Here is a 16823-nt window from a genome sequence, read left to right on the forward strand (position 1 = left end):
TCGCGCTGCGCCTCTGGCGACCCAGACCTGCAGCGACTCGATGCGGCTCCCGCGCTGGCTACTCGTCGAGCGCTGCCTGGATCGCCGTCTCGAGGTCGTCGTAGTTCTGCAGCTCGAGCAGCGTGCCGTCGACGAAGAACGTCGGCGTCGACTCCACGCCGGCCTCGACGCCCGCGGTGTAGTCGAGCGCGATGCGGTCGGCGGTCGCCTCGGCGGTCACGGCCTCGTCGTAGGCGGCCATGTCGAGCCCGAGCTCCTCGGCGAATCCTCGGAAGGTCGCCGCGGCATCATCGGTGCCCGTCCATTCGGCCTGCGTCTCGAAGATGCGGCTGTGCATCGCCTCGAACTGATCCTGCTGCGCGGCGGCCTCCGCTGCTGCGGCGGCGGGCACGGCGTTGGCGTGCATCTGCAGCGGGAAGTAGCGCACCGCGAACGTCACCTGACCCTCGTAGCGCTCGCGCAGATCCTCCACCACCGGGTGGAACTGCCCGCACGCGGGGCACTCGTAGTCGAAGAACTCCACCACCACCGGGGCGCCCTCCCCCGCGTCGTCCAGCACGTGCGTGCTCTCCTCGACCAGCTGCACGTCACCGCCGGCCTCGGGCTGGGCACGTTCCCAGGGGCGCACGACGAGCAGGGCGACGGCGACGATCAGCACGAACGCCCCCACGACGGCGGCGATGCTGGCTGCAGCGTTCTTCGACATGCGTACCAGGCTACCGACGACACGGGCCTTACCTCGCGCATCCCACCTGTGGATTCGGCCTGGAGTCGGGCCGCGCAGCCTCGGTCGACCGGAGTAGCCTCGCCGGGTGGAGTTCGAGTTCCGTGCCGTCGCGATCGAATGGCGCGGGCCCGCGCCCTTCGTCTTCGCGCCGGTGCCATCCGACGAAGCCGAGATCATCCGCGACAGCGCGTCGGAGCTCACATACGGCTGGGGCGTCATCCCCGCCGAGGCGACGATCGGCGGCACGACCTTCACGACCTCGCTCTTCCCGCGCGATGGCGGCTACCTGCTGCCCATCAAGGTCGCGGTGCAACGGGCAGAGGGCGTCGCCATCGGCGACGAGGTGACGGTGCGGATGCGACTCGGCCGCTGATGAGGCGGGGCACAGTCGGCGCATGCCCGGCAGTCAGTCCCGACGAGTAGCATCGCCCGCGCCCGGTGCCGCGCACCGCGGGGCACCTCGACGAAGGGATCGCATGGACATCGCAGCACGGATCGGCCGCATCACGGCATCCGCTTCGACGGCCGCCGAGCGCACCGTCCATCGGCTCGCGAAGCCCGCCGCGATCCTGCTCGCGCCCGTGCTGCTGCGCCAGGCGAAGCAGCTGCAGCGCAACCTGGTGTGGCTGCCGGAGCCCAAGGGCCAGCGCCACGGCACGATCGCAGCGCCCCTGAGCGCGACCGCGGAGGCACCGCCGCTGCGGCTGCTGGCGATCGGCGACTCCACCGCGACCGGCGTGGGCGCCGACAGGCTCGACGACGGACTGGTGCTGCAGACCGCCGCGCGCCTGGCGCTGAGCGAGCAGCGCCCCGTCGAGTGGCGCATCATCGGCCTCGAGGGCTTGACGGCCGCGCAGGTGCTCGAGCGCCACTTGCCCGAGGTCGAGCAGGAGTGGGATGCGATCCTGCTGCTCGTGGGTGCCAACGACGCCCTGCAGCTCGTCGGTCGCACCTCGTTCGCGAGGTCGATCCGCCGCCTCGTCGCCGGGCTCGCCGAGCACCTCGCTCCCGGCGGCGTGATCGGCCTCACGGGCGCGCCGCAGATCGACACCTTCGTGTGGCTGCCGCAGCCCATCCGCTCGCTCATCGGCGGCCACGCACGCACCCTCGACGACGTGCAGCAGCGCATCGCCGCCACCGATGAGCGCGTCATCCATCTGCCCACGCCCGCGATCGTCGAGCCCGAGCAGCATGCGGCAGACGGCTTCCACCCCTCGGCGGCGGGATACCGGCTCTGGTCGAGCATCGTCGCTCCGCGACTCGCACAGGCACTGCAGCGCCGCGCCGTCGCGGAGCCAGCGCGGCAGGAAGCGGCGGCCCCGCGCGCCGAGTCGGAGGCGCAGGCCGCGCAGCACGTCCGTCGAGGCATCGTGCCGCCCTACTTGCTCGAGCAGCTGGCCGCCGCCGACCTCCCGACGGCCTCGATCGTCGCCGAGCGCACCCTCGGGCTCGACCGCGGCATCCGCGCAGAGCGCGAGGCCCATCCCACCGCCCACCCGAGCCTCGTGCCCGACCGGCCCGCGCGCGTCCCGGGCGAGGCGCCGGCGCCGCACCGCGTCATCAGCGACGCGAAGGGCTCGACGACGCTGCCGGGCACGGTCGTGCGCAACGAGGGCCAAGACGCGACCGGCGATACCGCGGCCGACCAGGCCTACGAGGGGCTGGGCGCCTCGTGGCAGCTGCTCATGGCGGCCTTCGAGCGCGACTCGCTCGACGGTGCCGGCCTGCCGCTGCAGGCGACGGTGCACTACGGCCAGCAGTACGCGAACGCGTTCTGGGATGGCACGCGCATGGTGTTCGGAGACGGCGACGGCGAGATCTTCGCGGGCTTCACCAACGCGGTCGACGTCATCGGCCACGAGCTCGGCCACGGTGTCATCTCCTCCACAGCCGATCTCGTCTACCGCGACCAGCCCGGCGCGCTCAACGAGTCGATCGCCGACGTGCTCGGCTCGCTCGTCAAGCAGCACTCGCTCGACCAGACCGCAGAGCAGGCCGACTGGCTCATCGGCTCCGGCGTCTTCACCGACACGGTGCAGGGCGTGGCGCTGCGTTCGATGGCTGCTCCCGGGACGGCCTACGACGACCCTGCGCTCGGCAAGGATCCGCAACCCGGCCACATGGATGACTTCGTCGTCACGCGCGACGACCTGGGTGGCGTGCACATCAACTCCGGCATCCCGAACAAGGCCTTCCACCTCGTCGCGACCACCATCGGCGGCCGCGCGTGGGAGGCGCCAGGGCTCATCTGGATGGACGCCCTCACCGGCGGGCTCTCCCCCACCGCCGACTTCGCGACGTTCGCGGCCGCCACTGTCGACGCATCCGTCGCCAGGTTCGGTGAGGACGCCGCCGAGACGCAGGCGGTGCGCGATGCCTGGGCCGCGGTCGGCGTGACCGGGTCGGCGGTGCCGGATGCGTCGGTGGACGACGAGGTCAGGCTCGCGCGCACGGGCGGCATGCTGGGCAGGACGCAGGCGGCAGTGCTCGAGCTGGAGATCATCCCGGGCGACGACCGCGAGCAGCTGGACACGCTCGTGGCCTCCGGCGTGCTGGAGGATCTCGAGTCGCAGACGCTGCCGGATGCGCCGCTGTGGCGGGTCACCGTCGAGACGAAGTGCGACGTGACGGTCGCCGAACCGCTGCTGCCGGAGGAGGTGCTGGCGCTGTTCCGCCGCCTGCTCGAGCTCGGCGACGAACCGCCCGCGCCGTAGCGCCGGGCCGCCCCCGCGGACGCCGCGCCGTACGCGCCCCGCTCGCGCCTCGCCTTCCGCGCCCCGCTCGCGCCTCGCCGTACGCGCCCCGCTCGCGCCTCGCCTTCCACGCCCTCGCTGGCACGCCGCCTCCCTCGCCGTGCTCGCCCGCAGAATGTCGAGTTGGAGCACGATTGTCGCGACACACGTGCTCCAACTCGACAATCTGCCGGGGCGGGTTGTGCAGCGGCGGGCGCAGAGGGAGGCGACGGTCAGGCGCAGCGCGCGTGCGACCGCGGTCAGGCGGCAGGGACTCGCTGCGACAGCGCCGCCCGGCGGCGCAGCACGTCGGCCAGGTCGGCCAGCCACTGCTCGGCGCTGGGCACGAAGTCACGATTCGTCGCGCGCACCACGTGCAGCCCGACCCGATCGAAGTCGCGGTACTTCTGGATGTCTCGATCCCACTGCTGCTTGGAGCGATGGCCTTCACCTTCGTACTCCTCGACGACACCCGATTCCCGGTGCATCAGGTCGGCGCGCCCGAGGAACCTGTTCGTCCCAGGTTCGAGCACCTTCACCTGCACCTCGGGCTCGGGCATGCCGGCGTCGACGATGAGCAGTCGCATGTCGGTCTCGCGCGGTGATTCGACGCGGGACCGGATGCGCGGCAGCGCGCTGCGCAGGGTGGCGGCGCCGGCCATGCGATTCCAGCGCTCCGTGATGGCCCGCAGGTCGTCGAGCGTCGCGAGCGGGCCGGGGATGCGTCGATCTGGATAGCGCTCGAACGCCGAGATGAGCGCGTCTCCGATGACGACCAGCTCGTGCACGGTGCACCGCTCACCCATGAGCGCCCACGCGAGCGCAGGGGATGCGACGCGCACGCCCTCGACGTCCCACACGTCGAAGTGAGATGTGGCGATGCGTCGGACCCGCACCTCGTCGCGCTCGGGATGACCACGACCGATCACCGAGACGACGTGCACATCGTTGTCCTGCGCAAGGCGCCATGGCACCGGGAGTCCGAGGAGTGCGAGCGCGGATGGCCCGCCGAAGCACTGCCACGGTCGGAGCAGCGGTGCGAAGGCCTGCGCTCGCTCGAGCACTGAGGTCGGTGCCTCGAGCGTGCGAACGCCTCTGTACGGCGTGCAGAAGTCGGCGCCACGCAGGACGCCTCGCGTCAATCCCTGGTCGAGCGCGTCGCGGAGCGCGAAGCCCTCGCGGCGCAGCGTCTCGGGCAGCTCGTCTTGCACCCCGCGAAGATCGCACAGTCGAAGACGCCGCTGCCGACGCTCTCCACAGCCCCGCAGGCCCCCGGCATCGGCCTCCCGGCGCCACCCCGCCCCGGCCCTCGCTCGCCGAGCGCAGATTGTCAGGTCGGGGCACGATTGTCGCGACAGACGTGCCCCAACTCGACAATCTGCCTCGAGGGGAGGCGGGGCGCTGCGGGGCGCGGCGGGGCGCTGGCTACTTGGCAGCCGCTCGCATCGCTGCCTCGCGGATCTCGACGATGTAGGGGGCGACCACCTGCTGGCTGACGCGGCAGTCTGCGACGAAGACGCCCTCGGCACCGGACGCGAGCCACGCCTCGAGCTGCCGCAGGTCGTCGAGCGTCTCGATCACGGCACCAGCAGCGCCCAGCCCACGGCCGAGCGCCGCGAAGTCGACCTGGTCGATGAGCATGGGCTCCTCTGCCACGCCGCGCACGGCGTACTGGTGCACCTCTGCGCCATATGCGGCGTCGTTCACGACGATGACGACGCCGTGACGCACCGTGCGCACGACGCTGTCGAGATCGGCGAGCCCCATGAGCGCACCGCCATCGCCCGAGAGCAGCACGATGGTCGACTCGGGGCGCGCCGCACCCGCTCCGACGGCGCTCGGGAACCCCAGGCCGATGGTCTGGAACGCCGTGCCGACCATGATCAGGCGCTCCGGATCGGCGACCGAGAGGTGCGTCGGGCCCCAGCCGATGAAGTGGCCGCCGTCCTGCACGATCACCCGATCGGCGGGCAGGATGCGCTCCAGCGCGTGGAAGAGGCTGCGCGGGTCGAGGCGGCCGTCGGGAGCGGCGGCGTCCCCAGCCTCACGCTCGAGGTGCGCGCCCGTGACATCGCCGACGCCAGCATCCGCCCACGCGGCATCGGCGTGAGCGCCGTCACCCTCGGCGCCGACCAGCGCGAGCAGCGCCTCGGCGACCAGCCGCGCATCGCCGCGCACGAGCTCGTCGACGCGCCCGTTCGTCGCTGCCGGGAGCACGTCGACCTGCAGGATGCGCGCGTCGTGCGCGAAGGCATCGCCGAAGCGGGTCTGGAACTGGTTGAGGCTCGCGCCGACGACGAGCACGACATCGGCCTGCTCGATCGCTGCAGCGGCGCGCTCCGAGGCGAAGCCGCCGCAGATGCCGAGGTGGCGCTCGGCCGCCGAGAAGATGCCGCTGCCGAGCGCGCTCGAGGCGGTGCGTGCACTCAGGCGCTCGGCGAGCGCGCGCAGCGCGTCGTCGGCTCCCGCCAGATGCGCGCCACGGCCGGCCAGCAGCAGCGGACGGCGGGCGGTGGTCAGCAGCTCGGCGACCTCCGCGAGCTGCTCGGCGTCGAGCGAGACGAACGCGGCTTCCGATGACGGCAGCGCCGCAGCCCGCTCCCCGTCGCCGTCGCCGTCGCCGTCGAGCGGCGCGTGGCCGATGTCGTACGGGATCGCCAGCACGACGGGACGGCTCTCGACCAGCGCCGTCTCGACCGCGTGCCGAGCGGCGGCTCGGGCGTCGTCGCGACCGACGACGATCGTCGCCGCGCCGATCGCCGAGGCGACGGCCAGCTGGTCGACGTCCCACGGCCGGGCGCCGGTGGTCGGCTGGTCGCCGACGACGCAGACGAGTGGGATGCGCGCCTGGGCGGCCTCGGCGAGCGCGGTGATCGCGTTCGTGAAGCCGGGCCCGTAGGTCGTGGTGGCGACGGCCAGCCTCCCGCTCGCGCGGTAGAAGGCGTCGGCAGCCGCGACGGTCGCGGTCTCGTGCCGCACGGTCGTCAGGCGCATGGCGCCGCGCCGCACCACCGCGTCGAGGAACCAGGCGTTGCCGTTGCCCATCAGACCGAAGACGTCGGTGGCGTGCTGCTCGAGCTCTGCCGCGATGGCGGCAGAGACGGAGCTCGTGGCTGGGATGTCGAGTGCGTCAGACATGGGGTTCTCCGAGAGAGCAGGAGGCTCTGCGCTGCAGCGCTGCTGCGACACGCACGGAACCTCGTCGATGGGGTCCATGTGTGTCGCGCGCGGATGCGCGTGGCCTCATTTCTCGAGACCGGCGCCACGGCGCCTGACCGGCCCATGCTAGCGAACGCCGCGCGCCCGCGGAAGGCGATGCGCTGCAGCTGCCGACCGGCGCGCTGCGACTAGGCGCGGAAGCTCTCCCGCGCCTTCGTCGGCATGCCGAGCTGCGCGTCGTGCGGATGCTCGCGCAGGTGCTCGCGCATGCGCGGGATGGCGAACCCCACCAGCCCGCGCGCCGGCGCCACGATGATGCCCCCGTCGAGCAGCCTGGCGCGCTGCCGTGCCGCGTTGCCTGCCGTCGTCTCCATGCGCTCCGCCACGACCGCCGTCGATGCGGGCTCGTCGTCCTGCGCCATCGCCAGCAGATAGTCGCGGTCGCGGCTCGAGAGTCCGCGCAGCGCCGGCACGATCACGCTCTCCCCCATCGCGGCGTAGGCGACCTCGACGGCGTGCTGCACCGCATCCGTCGTGATCTCCGAGGTGCTGGGGGTGTACTCCCAGGCGCGGGCACCGATCGACTGCACCAGGTAGGGGTAGCCCTCGCTCGCCCTGGCTGCGCGCTCGAGCGCCGCCTCGCCGATCGTGCGGCCGCGGCTGCGCACGGGCTCGGCGACGGCAGCGCGCGTCTCGGGCAGCGTGAGCGTGTCGAGCCGCACCTGCTGCGCGCGGCGGAAGAAGGTGAGTCCGTCGGCGTCGAGCGCCGCGGCGATCGAGGCCGGCACGCCCGCTGCGACGATGGCGATGCGGCGATCCTCGCGCATCAGGTGCTGCACGGCGATCGCGATGCGGCGCAGCTGCTCGAGCGAGGCCTTCGAGACCTCGTCGAGCGAGACGAGCAGCCCGGCGCCGCGGGCCTCGGCGAGCTCGACGAGCCGCGCAAGCATGCTCTCGAGCCGCGGCTCGCGGTCATAGCGCTGCTGCACGTCGGTGCGCACGCCGCCCAGCTGCGAGACCGTCAGCCCCGTCACCTCGCGGCTCACCGCATCCGGATCCTGCTCCTGCAGCATCGCCGGCAGCCGGTCGTGCTCGAGCGCGTCGATGAGCCCTGCGTGCAGCGTGCCGTGCACCACCGTCCAGTCGTGGGCGAGCGCCGCATCCTCGACGGCGTTCAGCAGCACGGTCTTGCCCACGCCGCGCATGCCGGTCACGAGCGCCGCGCGGTAGGGCGACCACGCGCCGAGGCCGAAGACCTCGCGCCACTCGTCGAGCAGCGCATCTCTGCCAGCGAGCATGGGCGGCGAGATGCCGAATCCGGGCCTGAAGGGGTTGTCGTGCACGCGCCCACTCTGCCACCGGCTGCCGACACGTCCAGCCGACACGTCGTGCCCGTGCGCCCTCGCGGGCGCGAGCCGTGGAACGATAGGCCCATGCCCGCGTCGCCGCTGCCCCGTGCCCTGCGCATGGGGCTGTTCGTCGCAGCGGTCGCGCTGGCCGTCAACCTGCTCGCGGCAGCGCTGATCGGGCTCGAGATCGGCGACGCCGACGTGCTCGACGCGCTGCGCACCGTGCTCATGTGGGCGATGCTGCCGCCGATCGCGATCGCGCTCGTGCGCATCGGCGCGCTCAGGCATCGCGTCGGCGTCTGGCACGTGATCGGTCTGCTGCTGTGCTGGCTCGGCGATGGCCTGGGCGCGACGACCGGCATCACGATCGTCCTGCTCGCGGCCTTCCTGCTCGGCCACATCGCCTACCTCGCAGCGCTCTGGCCGACCCGCAGGCGCTCGCTCGCCTGGGGCCCGACCGCGATCGGCTACGCGTTCGTGGCGCTGCTCGCCGGCGGCATCACCGCCGCCAACGCGGGAGCGCTCGCGGTGCCCGTGCTCCTGTACTCCCTCCTGCTCGCCGCGATGGCCGCGTTCGCCGCGATCGACACCGCAGGGTTCCTCGGCGGCCTGCTCTTCCTGGTGAGCGACCTCGTGCTCGGCCTCGGCCTGTTCGTGATGGACATCCCCGACCCGCTGCGCACCTTCTGCGTGCTCATCCCCTACGTCGGTGCGCAGGCGCTGCTCGCCATCAGCCTGCAGCAGCGACTCGCGCTCGGCGAGGCGATGCCCACGGCGCCCGCCACCGGCATCCCGGCACGCACCACGTCTGGCTATTACCGCACCGAATAGCAAACATCAGCGACACAGGCTGGACTACTACCAACGCGTCTGCTGAGATCGAAGCCATGCAGCACGATTCCGGCACCGCAGCACCCGCCCCCGTCATCGGCATCCTCGGCGGCATGAGCTGGCACTCGACGATCGAGTACTACCGCGCCGTCAACGAACGCGTCGCGGCGGCCCGCGGCGGCCACGCATCCGCCCGCATCCTGCTCTCCAGCCTCGACTTCGCCGAGATCCGCGACTGCCAGCTGCGCGAGGACTGGGCTGCTGCCGGCGACATCCTCGCCCGCGAGGCCGAGGTGCTCGAGCGCGCCGGAGCATCCTCGATCGCGATCGCCACCAACCTCATGCACAAGGTCGCGCCCGCCGTCGAGGCCCGCATCCGCGTGCCGCTCGTGCACATCGGCGATGCGGTGGCGGATGCAGCAGGTCGCGCCGGGGCGCGCACCCTCGGCATCGTGGGCACGCAGTGGGTGATGGCGGAGTCGTTCTATGCCGAGCGGCTCGCCGCGCACGGCATCGCCGCCGTCGTGCCGCCGGTCGGCGTGCAGGCCGAGCTCGACCGCATCATCTTCGACGAGCTCACGCAGGGGGTGGTGACGGATGCGTCGCGCGCGGTCTACCGAGCGGCCTTCGCCGCGCTCGCGGCCGCGGGCGCCGAGGCGATCGTGCTCGCGTGCACCGAGATCATGCTGCTGGTGGATGCGGCCGACGCCGCCGTGCCGCTGATCGACTCGTGCGAGGCGCACGCGGATGCACTGGCGCGCATCGCGCTGGGCACGATGCGCCCCGACGCGCTCGCGCCAGACGGGTCGGCACCCGTCGCATAGCACCGGCGGCGCGAGGCGTGCCTCAGCGGCTGCTCTCGCTCCACAGTGAGCGCATGGCATCGAGCACGGTGCTGACCGCCGGGACGCGCTCGGCACCGTGGCGGTAGCGCAGCGAGACCGTGCGGCCCGAGCCGTCGGCGAGCGGCGCGACCACCACGTCGTCGCGGGTGAGCACGCGGAGCGCCATCGCCGACAGCAGCGTCACCGAGCCGGTGGCCGCGACGAACGACTGCGAAGCGACGAAGTCGTCGGTCTCGAACTGGATCTTGGGCGTGAAGCCCGCCTCGCTCGCGAGCGTCTCGAGGTGTGCGCGGCAGCGGGTGCAGCCGCCCACCCAGTCGGCGCCGGCCAGCGCCGCGATGTCGACCGGTCCGCCGGTGGCGAGCTCGTGACCGATCGGCAGCACGATGCACGAGGGGTCCTCGCCCAGCTCGACGCGTGCCAGCTGCACGTCGTCGTGGAGCTCTTCGTACTCGAAGACGACCGCCACGTCGGCGTCGCCGGAGAGCACCGCCTCGATCGCCTCCGGAGGCTCGAGCTCGATGACGCGGGCGGTGAGGCGCGGCACCGCGAGCCTCGCGGCGGCGATGGCGCGCGGCACGAAGTCGGCGAGCGCGGAGGGGAACGCGGCGATCGTCACGCTGCCAGCACCCTCCGCGAGCGAGGTCAGCTCGGCCTCTGCCGAGCCGAGCAGCCCGGCGATGCCGTCGGCGTGCCGCAGCAGGCGCTCGCCGGCCTCGGTGAGCGTCACGCCGGTCGACGAGCGCAGCAGCAGCGCCTGGCCGACCTCCTCCTCGAGCAGGCGGATGTGCTGGCTCACGGCAGGCTGCGTCCAGCCGAGCGCGCGGGCACCGCCGGAGACGGAGCCCTCGCGCGCGACCGTGCGGAAGATCAAGATGCGTCGCGGGTCGAGCTGCATGCGTCCAGCATGCCGCACTCCCCGCTGACGATGCTCATGCCGTGCCGCTCACTCGCCCGGCATGCGCACCGGTGCGTCGATCGCCCCGGTGGGCGGCTCGTCGCGCCGCGATGGTCGTCGTGCCGCGAGCAGCTCGACGGCATACATCGCGCCCAGGATCATGCCGCCCCCGACGATCAGGCGCCAGGTCAGGCCCTCGCCGCCGAATGCCACCGCGAAGGCCGTCGCCCAGACGGGCTCCGCAGTCATGATGACGGCGGCGCGGGTGGCGCTGATCTGCGCCTGCGCCCAGGTCTGCACCCACATCGCGCCGATCGAGGCGAACACGACCATGTAGAGCATCGACGCCCACTGCTCACCCGTCGAGGGCAGCGTGATACCGTCGGGTGCGCCGCCGACGAGGCAGATCACCCCGATCACCCACAGCTGCACGATCGAGATGCCGAGCGCATGCTCCACGCGGGCCCACCGTGCGGTGGCGATGATGTGCAGCGCATAGGCCAGGGCGCCGCCGAGCGTGAGGGCCTCCCCGAGCCCGAAGGAGATGCCCGTGAGCGTCAGCACGACGAGTCCCGCGGCGGCGACGGCCACGGCGATCCAGGTGCTGCGCTCGATGCGCTGTCGGAACGCCAGGGCGGCGATGAGCGGGGTCAGCACGACGTAGACGCCGGTGAGGAAGCCGCTCACGGACGCCGCCGTCGTCTCGAGTCCGATGGTCTGCAGGATCTGCGCAGCGGTGTAGAGGAGGCCGAGCACGATCGAGCGCAGCAGCAGCGGCCTGCCGAGCCTGACGATGCGCTTCCAGGCGATCGCGGTCATGACGGCGGCGGCGATGAGGAAGCGGACGCCGAGGAAGTCGAGCGAGGGCACGTGCTCGACCAGATCCTTGATGAGGAAGAAGGTCGATCCCCACACGATCGTGAGGGCGACCAGGAGCACCGTCGCCAGCCGCGAGCTGCCCGTGTCTGCCACCCGCTCAGCCTAGGCGGCTACGGTTGCCTCCATGAGCGAGCAGCAGTCTGAGCAGATCGAGGTCGTCGACAATGCAGCGGCCACCCGCTACGAGGCGCGCATCGACGGCGCCCTCGCCGGCTTCGCCGACTACCGGGATGCGGAGGGCGTGCGCGCCTTCACCCACACCGAGGTGGATTCGGCCTTCGGCGGCCGCGGCGTCGGCTCGACCCTCGTCGACGAGGCGATGCGCGCGACGATCGCGGAGGGCAAGCGCATCAAGCCGATCTGCTCCTTCGTCGTCGCCCGTTCGGCAGCCGACGAGTTCGCCGCGCACGTCGTGCACTGAGTCCGGCGGCGACGGCCCGAGGGGGTCGTCGCTCCCAGCTCCACCGCGCTATTCGCCGAAGCCGTTCCCTGCCAGCGCCTCGATCGCGGCGATCGCCTCCGCGGCCTGCTGCCCGGTCGCCTCGAAGCGCACCAGCGTGCCTCGATCCAGTCCCAGCGCCAGCACCCGCAGCATGCTCTTCGCGTCGACGCCGTTGACCGTCACCTGCGCGTCATAGGCGCTCGCGGTGCGCACCAGCTCTGCAGCCGGCCTGGCGTGCAGCCCGTGCTCGTTCTGCAGCTCGATCTCGAGCACCGAGCCGGCCTCCGCAGCAGCGGGGTCAGCAACGGGGCTCGACGGTGCAGCGGCCTCCGCGGCCGCCGGCGCCTGATCCTGCGCGGCGGCCAGCACGGCGTCGAGGCTCGCTCCCGACTCCGCGGTCACCGCCGCAGCCACGGCACCCTCGACGATCGGTGCATCGGCGATGCGGATGCGTTCGGGCGCGTCGGCGAAGTCGAGGGCCGTCTCGGCGGTCAGCACGGCGGAGCCGAGGTCGCACAGCACGATGACGCCGTCGCCGGAGTCGGCGGTCGCGAACGCGGCCTGCACCCTGTCGAAGCTCGTGCCGATGCCGCCGTCGTCGGTGCCGCCCGCGGCGATGATCGCGACGGTCGGCGCCATCTGTGCCGCGAGCTCAACGACACCCTCGGCGATCTTCGCCGAGTGGGAGACGATGACGAGGCCGACGGTCACTGCGTGTCCGCAGCGGCGCGCAGGATGAGCGATGTGGACTCGGCGCCCGGGTCGCGGTGCCCGACGGCGCGCTCCCCAAGGTAGGAGGCCCTGCCCTTGTGCGCGACGAGCGGCTCGGTCGCGACGGCGCCCGCTGCCGCAGCGACCGCCGCAGCCTCGAGCGCAGCGCGCACGTCGTCGCCCGCGGCCGCGGCCGCGTCGACGGCCGGCGTCCACGCATCCACCATCGTCTTGTCCTGCAGCTCTGCCTTGCCGCGCGCCACGATGCCGTCGCGCGCTGCCGCCAGCACCTCGACGAGGCCGGCGGCGTCGAGCTCCGGACGATCGCCGGCCGCCATGGCCGCCTTGAGGAACGCGGTGCCGTAGAGCGGGCCGGCAGCACCGCCGACCGTCGAGATCAGCGTCGTCGCGACGAGCTTCAGCACCGCGCCCGGCGTCGGCGCGTCATCGAGCGCCTCGAGCTTCCCCAGCACTGCCTGGAAGCCGCGGTCGAGGTTCTCGCCGTGGTCGGCGTCGCCGATGGCGCGATCGAGCGCGGTGAGCTCGGCCTTGCGCTCCGCCACCTGCGCGGCGACCGCCTCGATCCAGCGTCGGGTCCAGGCGCCGTCGAGGCCGCTCACCGGCCCCACCGCAGCGCGACCGTCTCCACCGGCGCGTCGTAGAGGTCGAGCAGCTCGTCGTCGACCTTCAGCAGCGTCAGCGAGACGCCCTGCATCTCGAGGCTCGTCACGTACGAGCCGACCAGCGAGCGGGCGAGCGTGATGCCGCGCTCGGCGAGCACCTCCGCCGCGCGACGGAACACGATGTAGAGCTCCGACAGCGGCGTGCCGCCCATGCCGTTGACGAGCAGCAGCACACGGTCGTCTGCGGCGAACGGGAGATCCTCGAGGATCGGTTCGATGAGCCGGTCGACCAGCCTGTCTGCCGGCTCGAGGGCGATGCGCACCCTGCCAGGCTCGCCGTGGATGCCGATGCCGATCTCGACCTCGTCCTCCGCCAGGTCGAAGCTCGGCTCGCCTGCGTGCGGCACGGTGCAGGGCGCGAGTGCCAGCCCCATCGAGCGCACGCTGCTGTTGACCTTGCGCGCGATCTCTGCCACCTGGTCGAGGGTGTCGCCGCGCTGTGCAGCGGCGCCCGCGATCTTCTCGACCAGCAGCGTGCCTGCGACGCCGCGACGGCCCGCGGTGTAGAGCGAGTCCTTCACGGCCACGTCGTCGTCGACGATGACCGACGCCACCTCGATGCCCTCGGCCAGGGCGAGCTCGGCGGCCGTCTCGAAGTTCAGCACGTCGCCGGTGTAGTTCTTCACGATGTGGAGCACGCCGGCGCCGCCATCGACCTGCTTCGTCGCCTCGAGGATGGGGTCGGGCGTCGGAGAGGTGAACATGGCGCCCGGCACGGCCGCGTCCAGCATGCCGAAGCCCACGAAGCCGGCGTGCAGCGGCTCGTGGCCGGACCCGCCGCCCGACACCAGCCCGACCTTGCCGGCGACCGGCGCATCCGCCCGGACGATGACGAACGGCGGGTCGACGACCACGCGGACGAGGTCGGGATGTGCGGCTGCGAAGCCTGCGACGCCTTCGTCGACAGTCTTGGCGGGGTCATTGATGAGCTTCTTCACGGTGGGCCTCTCCTCGCGGTGATCCAGCGCCGGTGGTCCTCACTGGTGGTCCGACGTGTCCTCACGCTACGCCCCGGGCGCTGGATTCTCGACGCATCCTGCAGAAAAATCTGCGCCGTTCCCGCACAGCGTTCCGAACCCCGGTTAGGGTGTGCGTACCACCCGAGCGGGCGGTACGGGCGACGTCGCCCGGATACGAGAAAGCAGGGACCTGTGGAACTCAACCTCGGTCTGGTATTCCTCTCTGAGCTGGTGGGCACAGCGATGCTCGTGCTGCTCGGCTGTGGCGTCGTCGCCAACGTCGTACTGAAGGCCAACAAGGGCTTCGGTGGCGGCTTCCTCATGATCAACTTCGGCTGGGGCCTCGCGGTCTTCGCCGGTGTCATCGTGGCGGCCTACTCCGGTGCACACCTCAACCCGGCCGTCACGCTCGGCCTGTGGGCGAACTCGCTCGCGACCGGCGGCGACTTCAACGCGGCAGCGCTGCCCGCCTATCTCGGCGGCGAGTTCCTCGGCGCGTTCCTGGGCGCCGTGCTCTGCTGGCTGGCGTACAAGCAGCACTTCGACCTGGAGGAGGACCCGGGCGCCAAGCTCGGCACGTTCTCGACCGGCCCAGGCATCCGCTCGAACGGCTGGAACCTCGTCACCGAGATCATCGCGACCTTCGTGCTCGTCTTCGTCGTCATCGGCTTCGGCTTCCAGAACGGCGACGCCGCCGCGACGGTCCCGGTCGGCCTGGCGTCGCTCGGCGCCCTGCCGGTGGCCCTGCTCGTCGTCGGCATCGGCGCCTCGCTCGGTGGCCCGACCGGCTACGCCATCAACCCCGCCCGTGACCTCGGCCCGCGCATCGCGCATGCCGTGCTGCCCATCAAGGGCAAGGGCTCGAGCGACTGGTCCTACGCGTGGGTCCCCGTGGCGGGCCCGATCATCGGCGGCGTGCTCGCCGGCCTGCTCGCTCCGGTGCTCATCGCGGGAGTCGCGGGCTTCGCAGCCTGATCCACGAGGAGGGGGCCCCACGGCCCCCTCCTCTCCAGTTTCGCGCACCAGCAGCCACCACATCCATCACCCAACGAAGGAGTTCCGGTGAACGACTACGTCATCGCCATCGACCAGGGCACGACCTCGACTCGCGCCATCCTCTTCGACCACGCCGGGAGCATCGTCTCGACGGGCCAGCTCGAGCACGAGCAGATCTTCCCGCAGGCAGGCTGGGTCGAGCACGACCCCGTGGAGATCTGGAACAACACCCGCGAGGTGATCGGTCAGGCGCTCTCGAAGGCCAACGTCACGCGGCACAACGTGAAGGCCATCGGCATCACGAACCAGCGCGAGACCGCCGTGGTCTGGAACAAGACGACCGGTGAGCCGGTCTACAACGCGATCGTCTGGCAGGACACCCGCACGCAGAAGATCGTCGACCGGCTGGCCGACGGCGACACCGACCGCTACAAGCAGAAGGTCGGCCTGCCGCTGGCGACCTACTTCTCCGGCACGAAGATCGTCTGGATCCTCGAGAACGTCGAGGGTGCACGCGAGGCGGCGGACGCGGGCGAGCTCATCTTCGGCACCACCGACACCTGGGTGCTGTGGAACCTGACGGGAGGCGTCAACGGTGGCGTGCATGCCACCGACGTCACGAATGCCTCGCGCACGCTCTTCATGGATCTCGAGAGCACCACCTGGGACGACGCGATCCTGGCCGACTTCGGGGTTCCGAAGTCGATGCTGCCGGAGATCAAGTCGTCGTCGGGCGAGTTCGGCATCGCCTCGACCGACTCGCTGCTGCGCGAGACGCCCATCACGGGCATCCTCGGCGACCAGCAGGCCGCGACCTTCGGCCAGGCGGCGTTCGACCAGGGCGAGGCGAAGAACACCTACGGCACCGGCAACTTCCTGATCTTCAACACCGGCACCGAGATCGTGCACTCGAAGAACGGGCTGCTCACCACCGTCGGCTACAAGATCGGCGACGAGCCGACGCACTACGCGCTGGAGGGATCGATCGCCGTGACGGGCTCGCTCATCCAGTGGCTGCGCGACAACCTCGGCCTCATCAAGGACGCGCCCGCGGTCGAGGAGCTCGCGAAGACGGTGGAGGACAACGGCGGCGCCTACTTCGTGCCCGCGTTCTCCGGCCTGTTCGCGCCGTACTGGCGACCGGATGCGCGTGGCGCTCTGGTCGGTCTCACCCGGTACGTCAACAAGGGTCACATCGCTCGCGCGGCCCTCGAGGCGACGGCGTTCCAGACGGCGGAGGTCGTCGACGCGGTGAACGCAGACTCGGGCGTCGACCTGACCGAGCTGAAGGTCGACGGCGGCATGATCGCCAACGACACGCTCATGCAGTTCCAGGCCGACATCCTGCGCGTGCCGGTCATCCGGCCTGTGGTGGCCGAGACCACTGCGCTCGGCGCTGCCTACGCTGCCGGCCTCGCGGTCGGCTTCTGGGGCTCGCTCGACGAGCTGCGCCAGCAGTGGCAGGAGGACAGCCGCTGGGAGCCGCAGATGGAGCAGGAGGCGCGCGACCGCACCTACCGCAACTGGAAGAAGGCTGTGCAGAAGACGCTCGACTGGGTCGACGACGACATCGACTGATTCGACAGAGAGAAAGGGGGCGGCTGCGGTCGCC

16 protein-coding genes are annotated in these 16823 nt (G+C 71.7%); 7 read left to right on the forward strand and 9 right to left on the reverse strand.

Going from position 1 to position 16823, the window contains the following annotated elements; genetic code table 11:
• Positions 1-58: 58 nt before the first annotated feature.
• Positions 59-706: a thioredoxin domain-containing protein gene (locus MKD51_RS10150; RefSeq protein WP_240240178.1), complete on the reverse strand. Its 648-nt coding sequence runs from the start codon at positions 704-706 to the stop codon at positions 59-61.
• Between the two features lie 106 nt (positions 707-812).
• On the opposite strand from MKD51_RS10150, the gene MKD51_RS10155 reads away from it, so the two are divergent.
• Together MKD51_RS10155 and MKD51_RS16360 are read left to right on the forward strand one after the other, a co-directional pair.
• The gene (locus MKD51_RS10155; protein ID WP_240240179.1) at positions 813-1100 is read left to right on the forward strand and encodes a DUF1905 domain-containing protein; all 288 of its coding nucleotides are present in this window, start codon (positions 813-815) and stop codon (positions 1098-1100) included.
• 103 nt (positions 1101-1203) lie between these two features.
• Positions 1204-3441, forward strand: a complete 2238-nt coding sequence (locus MKD51_RS16360; protein WP_346986708.1) for a protealysin inhibitor emfourin — start codon at positions 1204-1206, stop codon at positions 3439-3441.
• Positions 3442-3719: 278 nt separating this feature from the next.
• Here MKD51_RS16360 and MKD51_RS10170 read toward each other — a convergent pair whose 3' ends face one another.
• The 3 genes from MKD51_RS10170 to MKD51_RS10180 form a co-directional block, all read right to left on the reverse strand.
• Positions 3720-4670, reverse strand: coding sequence for a hypothetical protein (locus tag MKD51_RS10170; RefSeq protein WP_240240181.1), 951 nt, complete (start codon positions 4668-4670; stop codon positions 3720-3722).
• A 214-nt stretch (positions 4671-4884) separates the two neighbouring features.
• The gene (locus tag MKD51_RS10175; protein WP_240240183.1) at positions 4885-6597 is read right to left on the reverse strand and encodes a thiamine pyrophosphate-binding protein; all 1713 of its coding nucleotides are present in this window, start codon (positions 6595-6597) and stop codon (positions 4885-4887) included.
• Between the two features lie 209 nt (positions 6598-6806).
• The gene (locus tag MKD51_RS10180) at positions 6807-7961 is read right to left on the reverse strand and encodes an ATP-binding protein (RefSeq protein ID WP_240240184.1); all 1155 of its coding nucleotides are present in this window, start codon (positions 7959-7961) and stop codon (positions 6807-6809) included.
• A 90-nt stretch (positions 7962-8051) separates the two neighbouring features.
• Here MKD51_RS10180 and MKD51_RS10185 point away from each other — a divergent pair, with 90 nt between their 5' ends.
• On the forward strand, positions 8052-8798 hold the full coding sequence (locus MKD51_RS10185) for a lysoplasmalogenase family protein (RefSeq protein WP_240240185.1): 747 nt from the start codon (positions 8052-8054) through the stop codon (positions 8796-8798).
• A gap of 56 nt (positions 8799-8854) precedes the next feature.
• Complete coding sequence (locus MKD51_RS10190) at positions 8855-9622, forward strand: amino acid racemase (RefSeq protein WP_240240186.1); 768 nt, start codon at positions 8855-8857, stop codon at positions 9620-9622.
• A gap of 22 nt (positions 9623-9644) precedes the next feature.
• Here MKD51_RS10190 and MKD51_RS10195 read toward each other — a convergent pair whose 3' ends face one another.
• Together MKD51_RS10195 and MKD51_RS10200 are read right to left on the reverse strand one after the other, a co-directional pair.
• Positions 9645-10541 (reverse strand): LysR family transcriptional regulator, encoded by an 897-nt coding sequence (locus tag MKD51_RS10195; protein ID WP_240240188.1) that lies wholly within the window; start codon positions 10539-10541, stop codon positions 9645-9647.
• A gap of 48 nt (positions 10542-10589) precedes the next feature.
• Positions 10590-11513 carry a DMT family transporter gene (locus MKD51_RS10200; protein WP_240240190.1) on the reverse strand — a complete coding sequence of 308 codons (924 nt, stop codon included), beginning with the start codon at positions 11511-11513 and terminating at the stop codon, positions 10590-10592.
• A gap of 31 nt (positions 11514-11544) precedes the next feature.
• Here MKD51_RS10200 and MKD51_RS10205 point away from each other — a divergent pair, with 31 nt between their 5' ends.
• Entirely contained in the window at positions 11545-11841 is a 297-nt protein-coding gene (locus tag MKD51_RS10205; RefSeq protein ID WP_240240191.1) for a GNAT family N-acetyltransferase, read from the forward strand.
• A 48-nt stretch (positions 11842-11889) separates the two neighbouring features.
• On the opposite strand, the gene dhaM is transcribed toward MKD51_RS10205, so the two are convergent.
• The 3 genes from dhaM to dhaK are packed head-to-tail and all read right to left on the reverse strand — an operon-like array spanning position 11890 to position 14194.
• Positions 11890-12573, reverse strand: a complete 684-nt coding sequence (gene dhaM, locus MKD51_RS10210; protein WP_240240192.1) for a dihydroxyacetone kinase phosphoryl donor subunit DhaM — start codon at positions 12571-12573, stop codon at positions 11890-11892.
• Entirely contained in the window at positions 12570-13193 is a 624-nt protein-coding gene (gene dhaL / locus MKD51_RS10215) for a dihydroxyacetone kinase subunit DhaL (protein WP_240240193.1), read from the reverse strand. The genes dhaM and dhaL overlap by 4 nt, the downstream gene beginning before the upstream one ends.
• Complete coding sequence (gene dhaK / locus MKD51_RS10220; RefSeq protein WP_240240194.1) at positions 13190-14194, reverse strand: dihydroxyacetone kinase subunit DhaK; 1005 nt, start codon at positions 14192-14194, stop codon at positions 13190-13192. The genes dhaL and dhaK overlap by 4 nt, the downstream gene beginning before the upstream one ends.
• 213 nt (positions 14195-14407) lie before the next feature.
• Here dhaK and MKD51_RS10225 point away from each other — a divergent pair, with 213 nt between their 5' ends.
• Both MKD51_RS10225 and glpK read left to right on the forward strand, forming a co-directional pair.
• A complete protein-coding gene (locus MKD51_RS10225) occupies positions 14408-15190 on the forward strand; it encodes an MIP/aquaporin family protein (protein WP_346986709.1) in 783 nt (260 codons plus the stop codon).
• Positions 15191-15277: 87 nt separating this feature from the next.
• Positions 15278-16789, forward strand: a complete 1512-nt coding sequence (gene glpK / locus MKD51_RS10230) for a glycerol kinase GlpK (protein WP_240240195.1) — start codon at positions 15278-15280, stop codon at positions 16787-16789.
• Positions 16790-16823 lie beyond the last annotated feature (34 nt).

The sequence above is a fragment of the Agrococcus sp. ARC_14 genome, assembly GCF_022436485.1.
Taxonomy (GTDB): Bacteria; Actinomycetota; Actinomycetes; order Actinomycetales; family Microbacteriaceae; genus Agrococcus.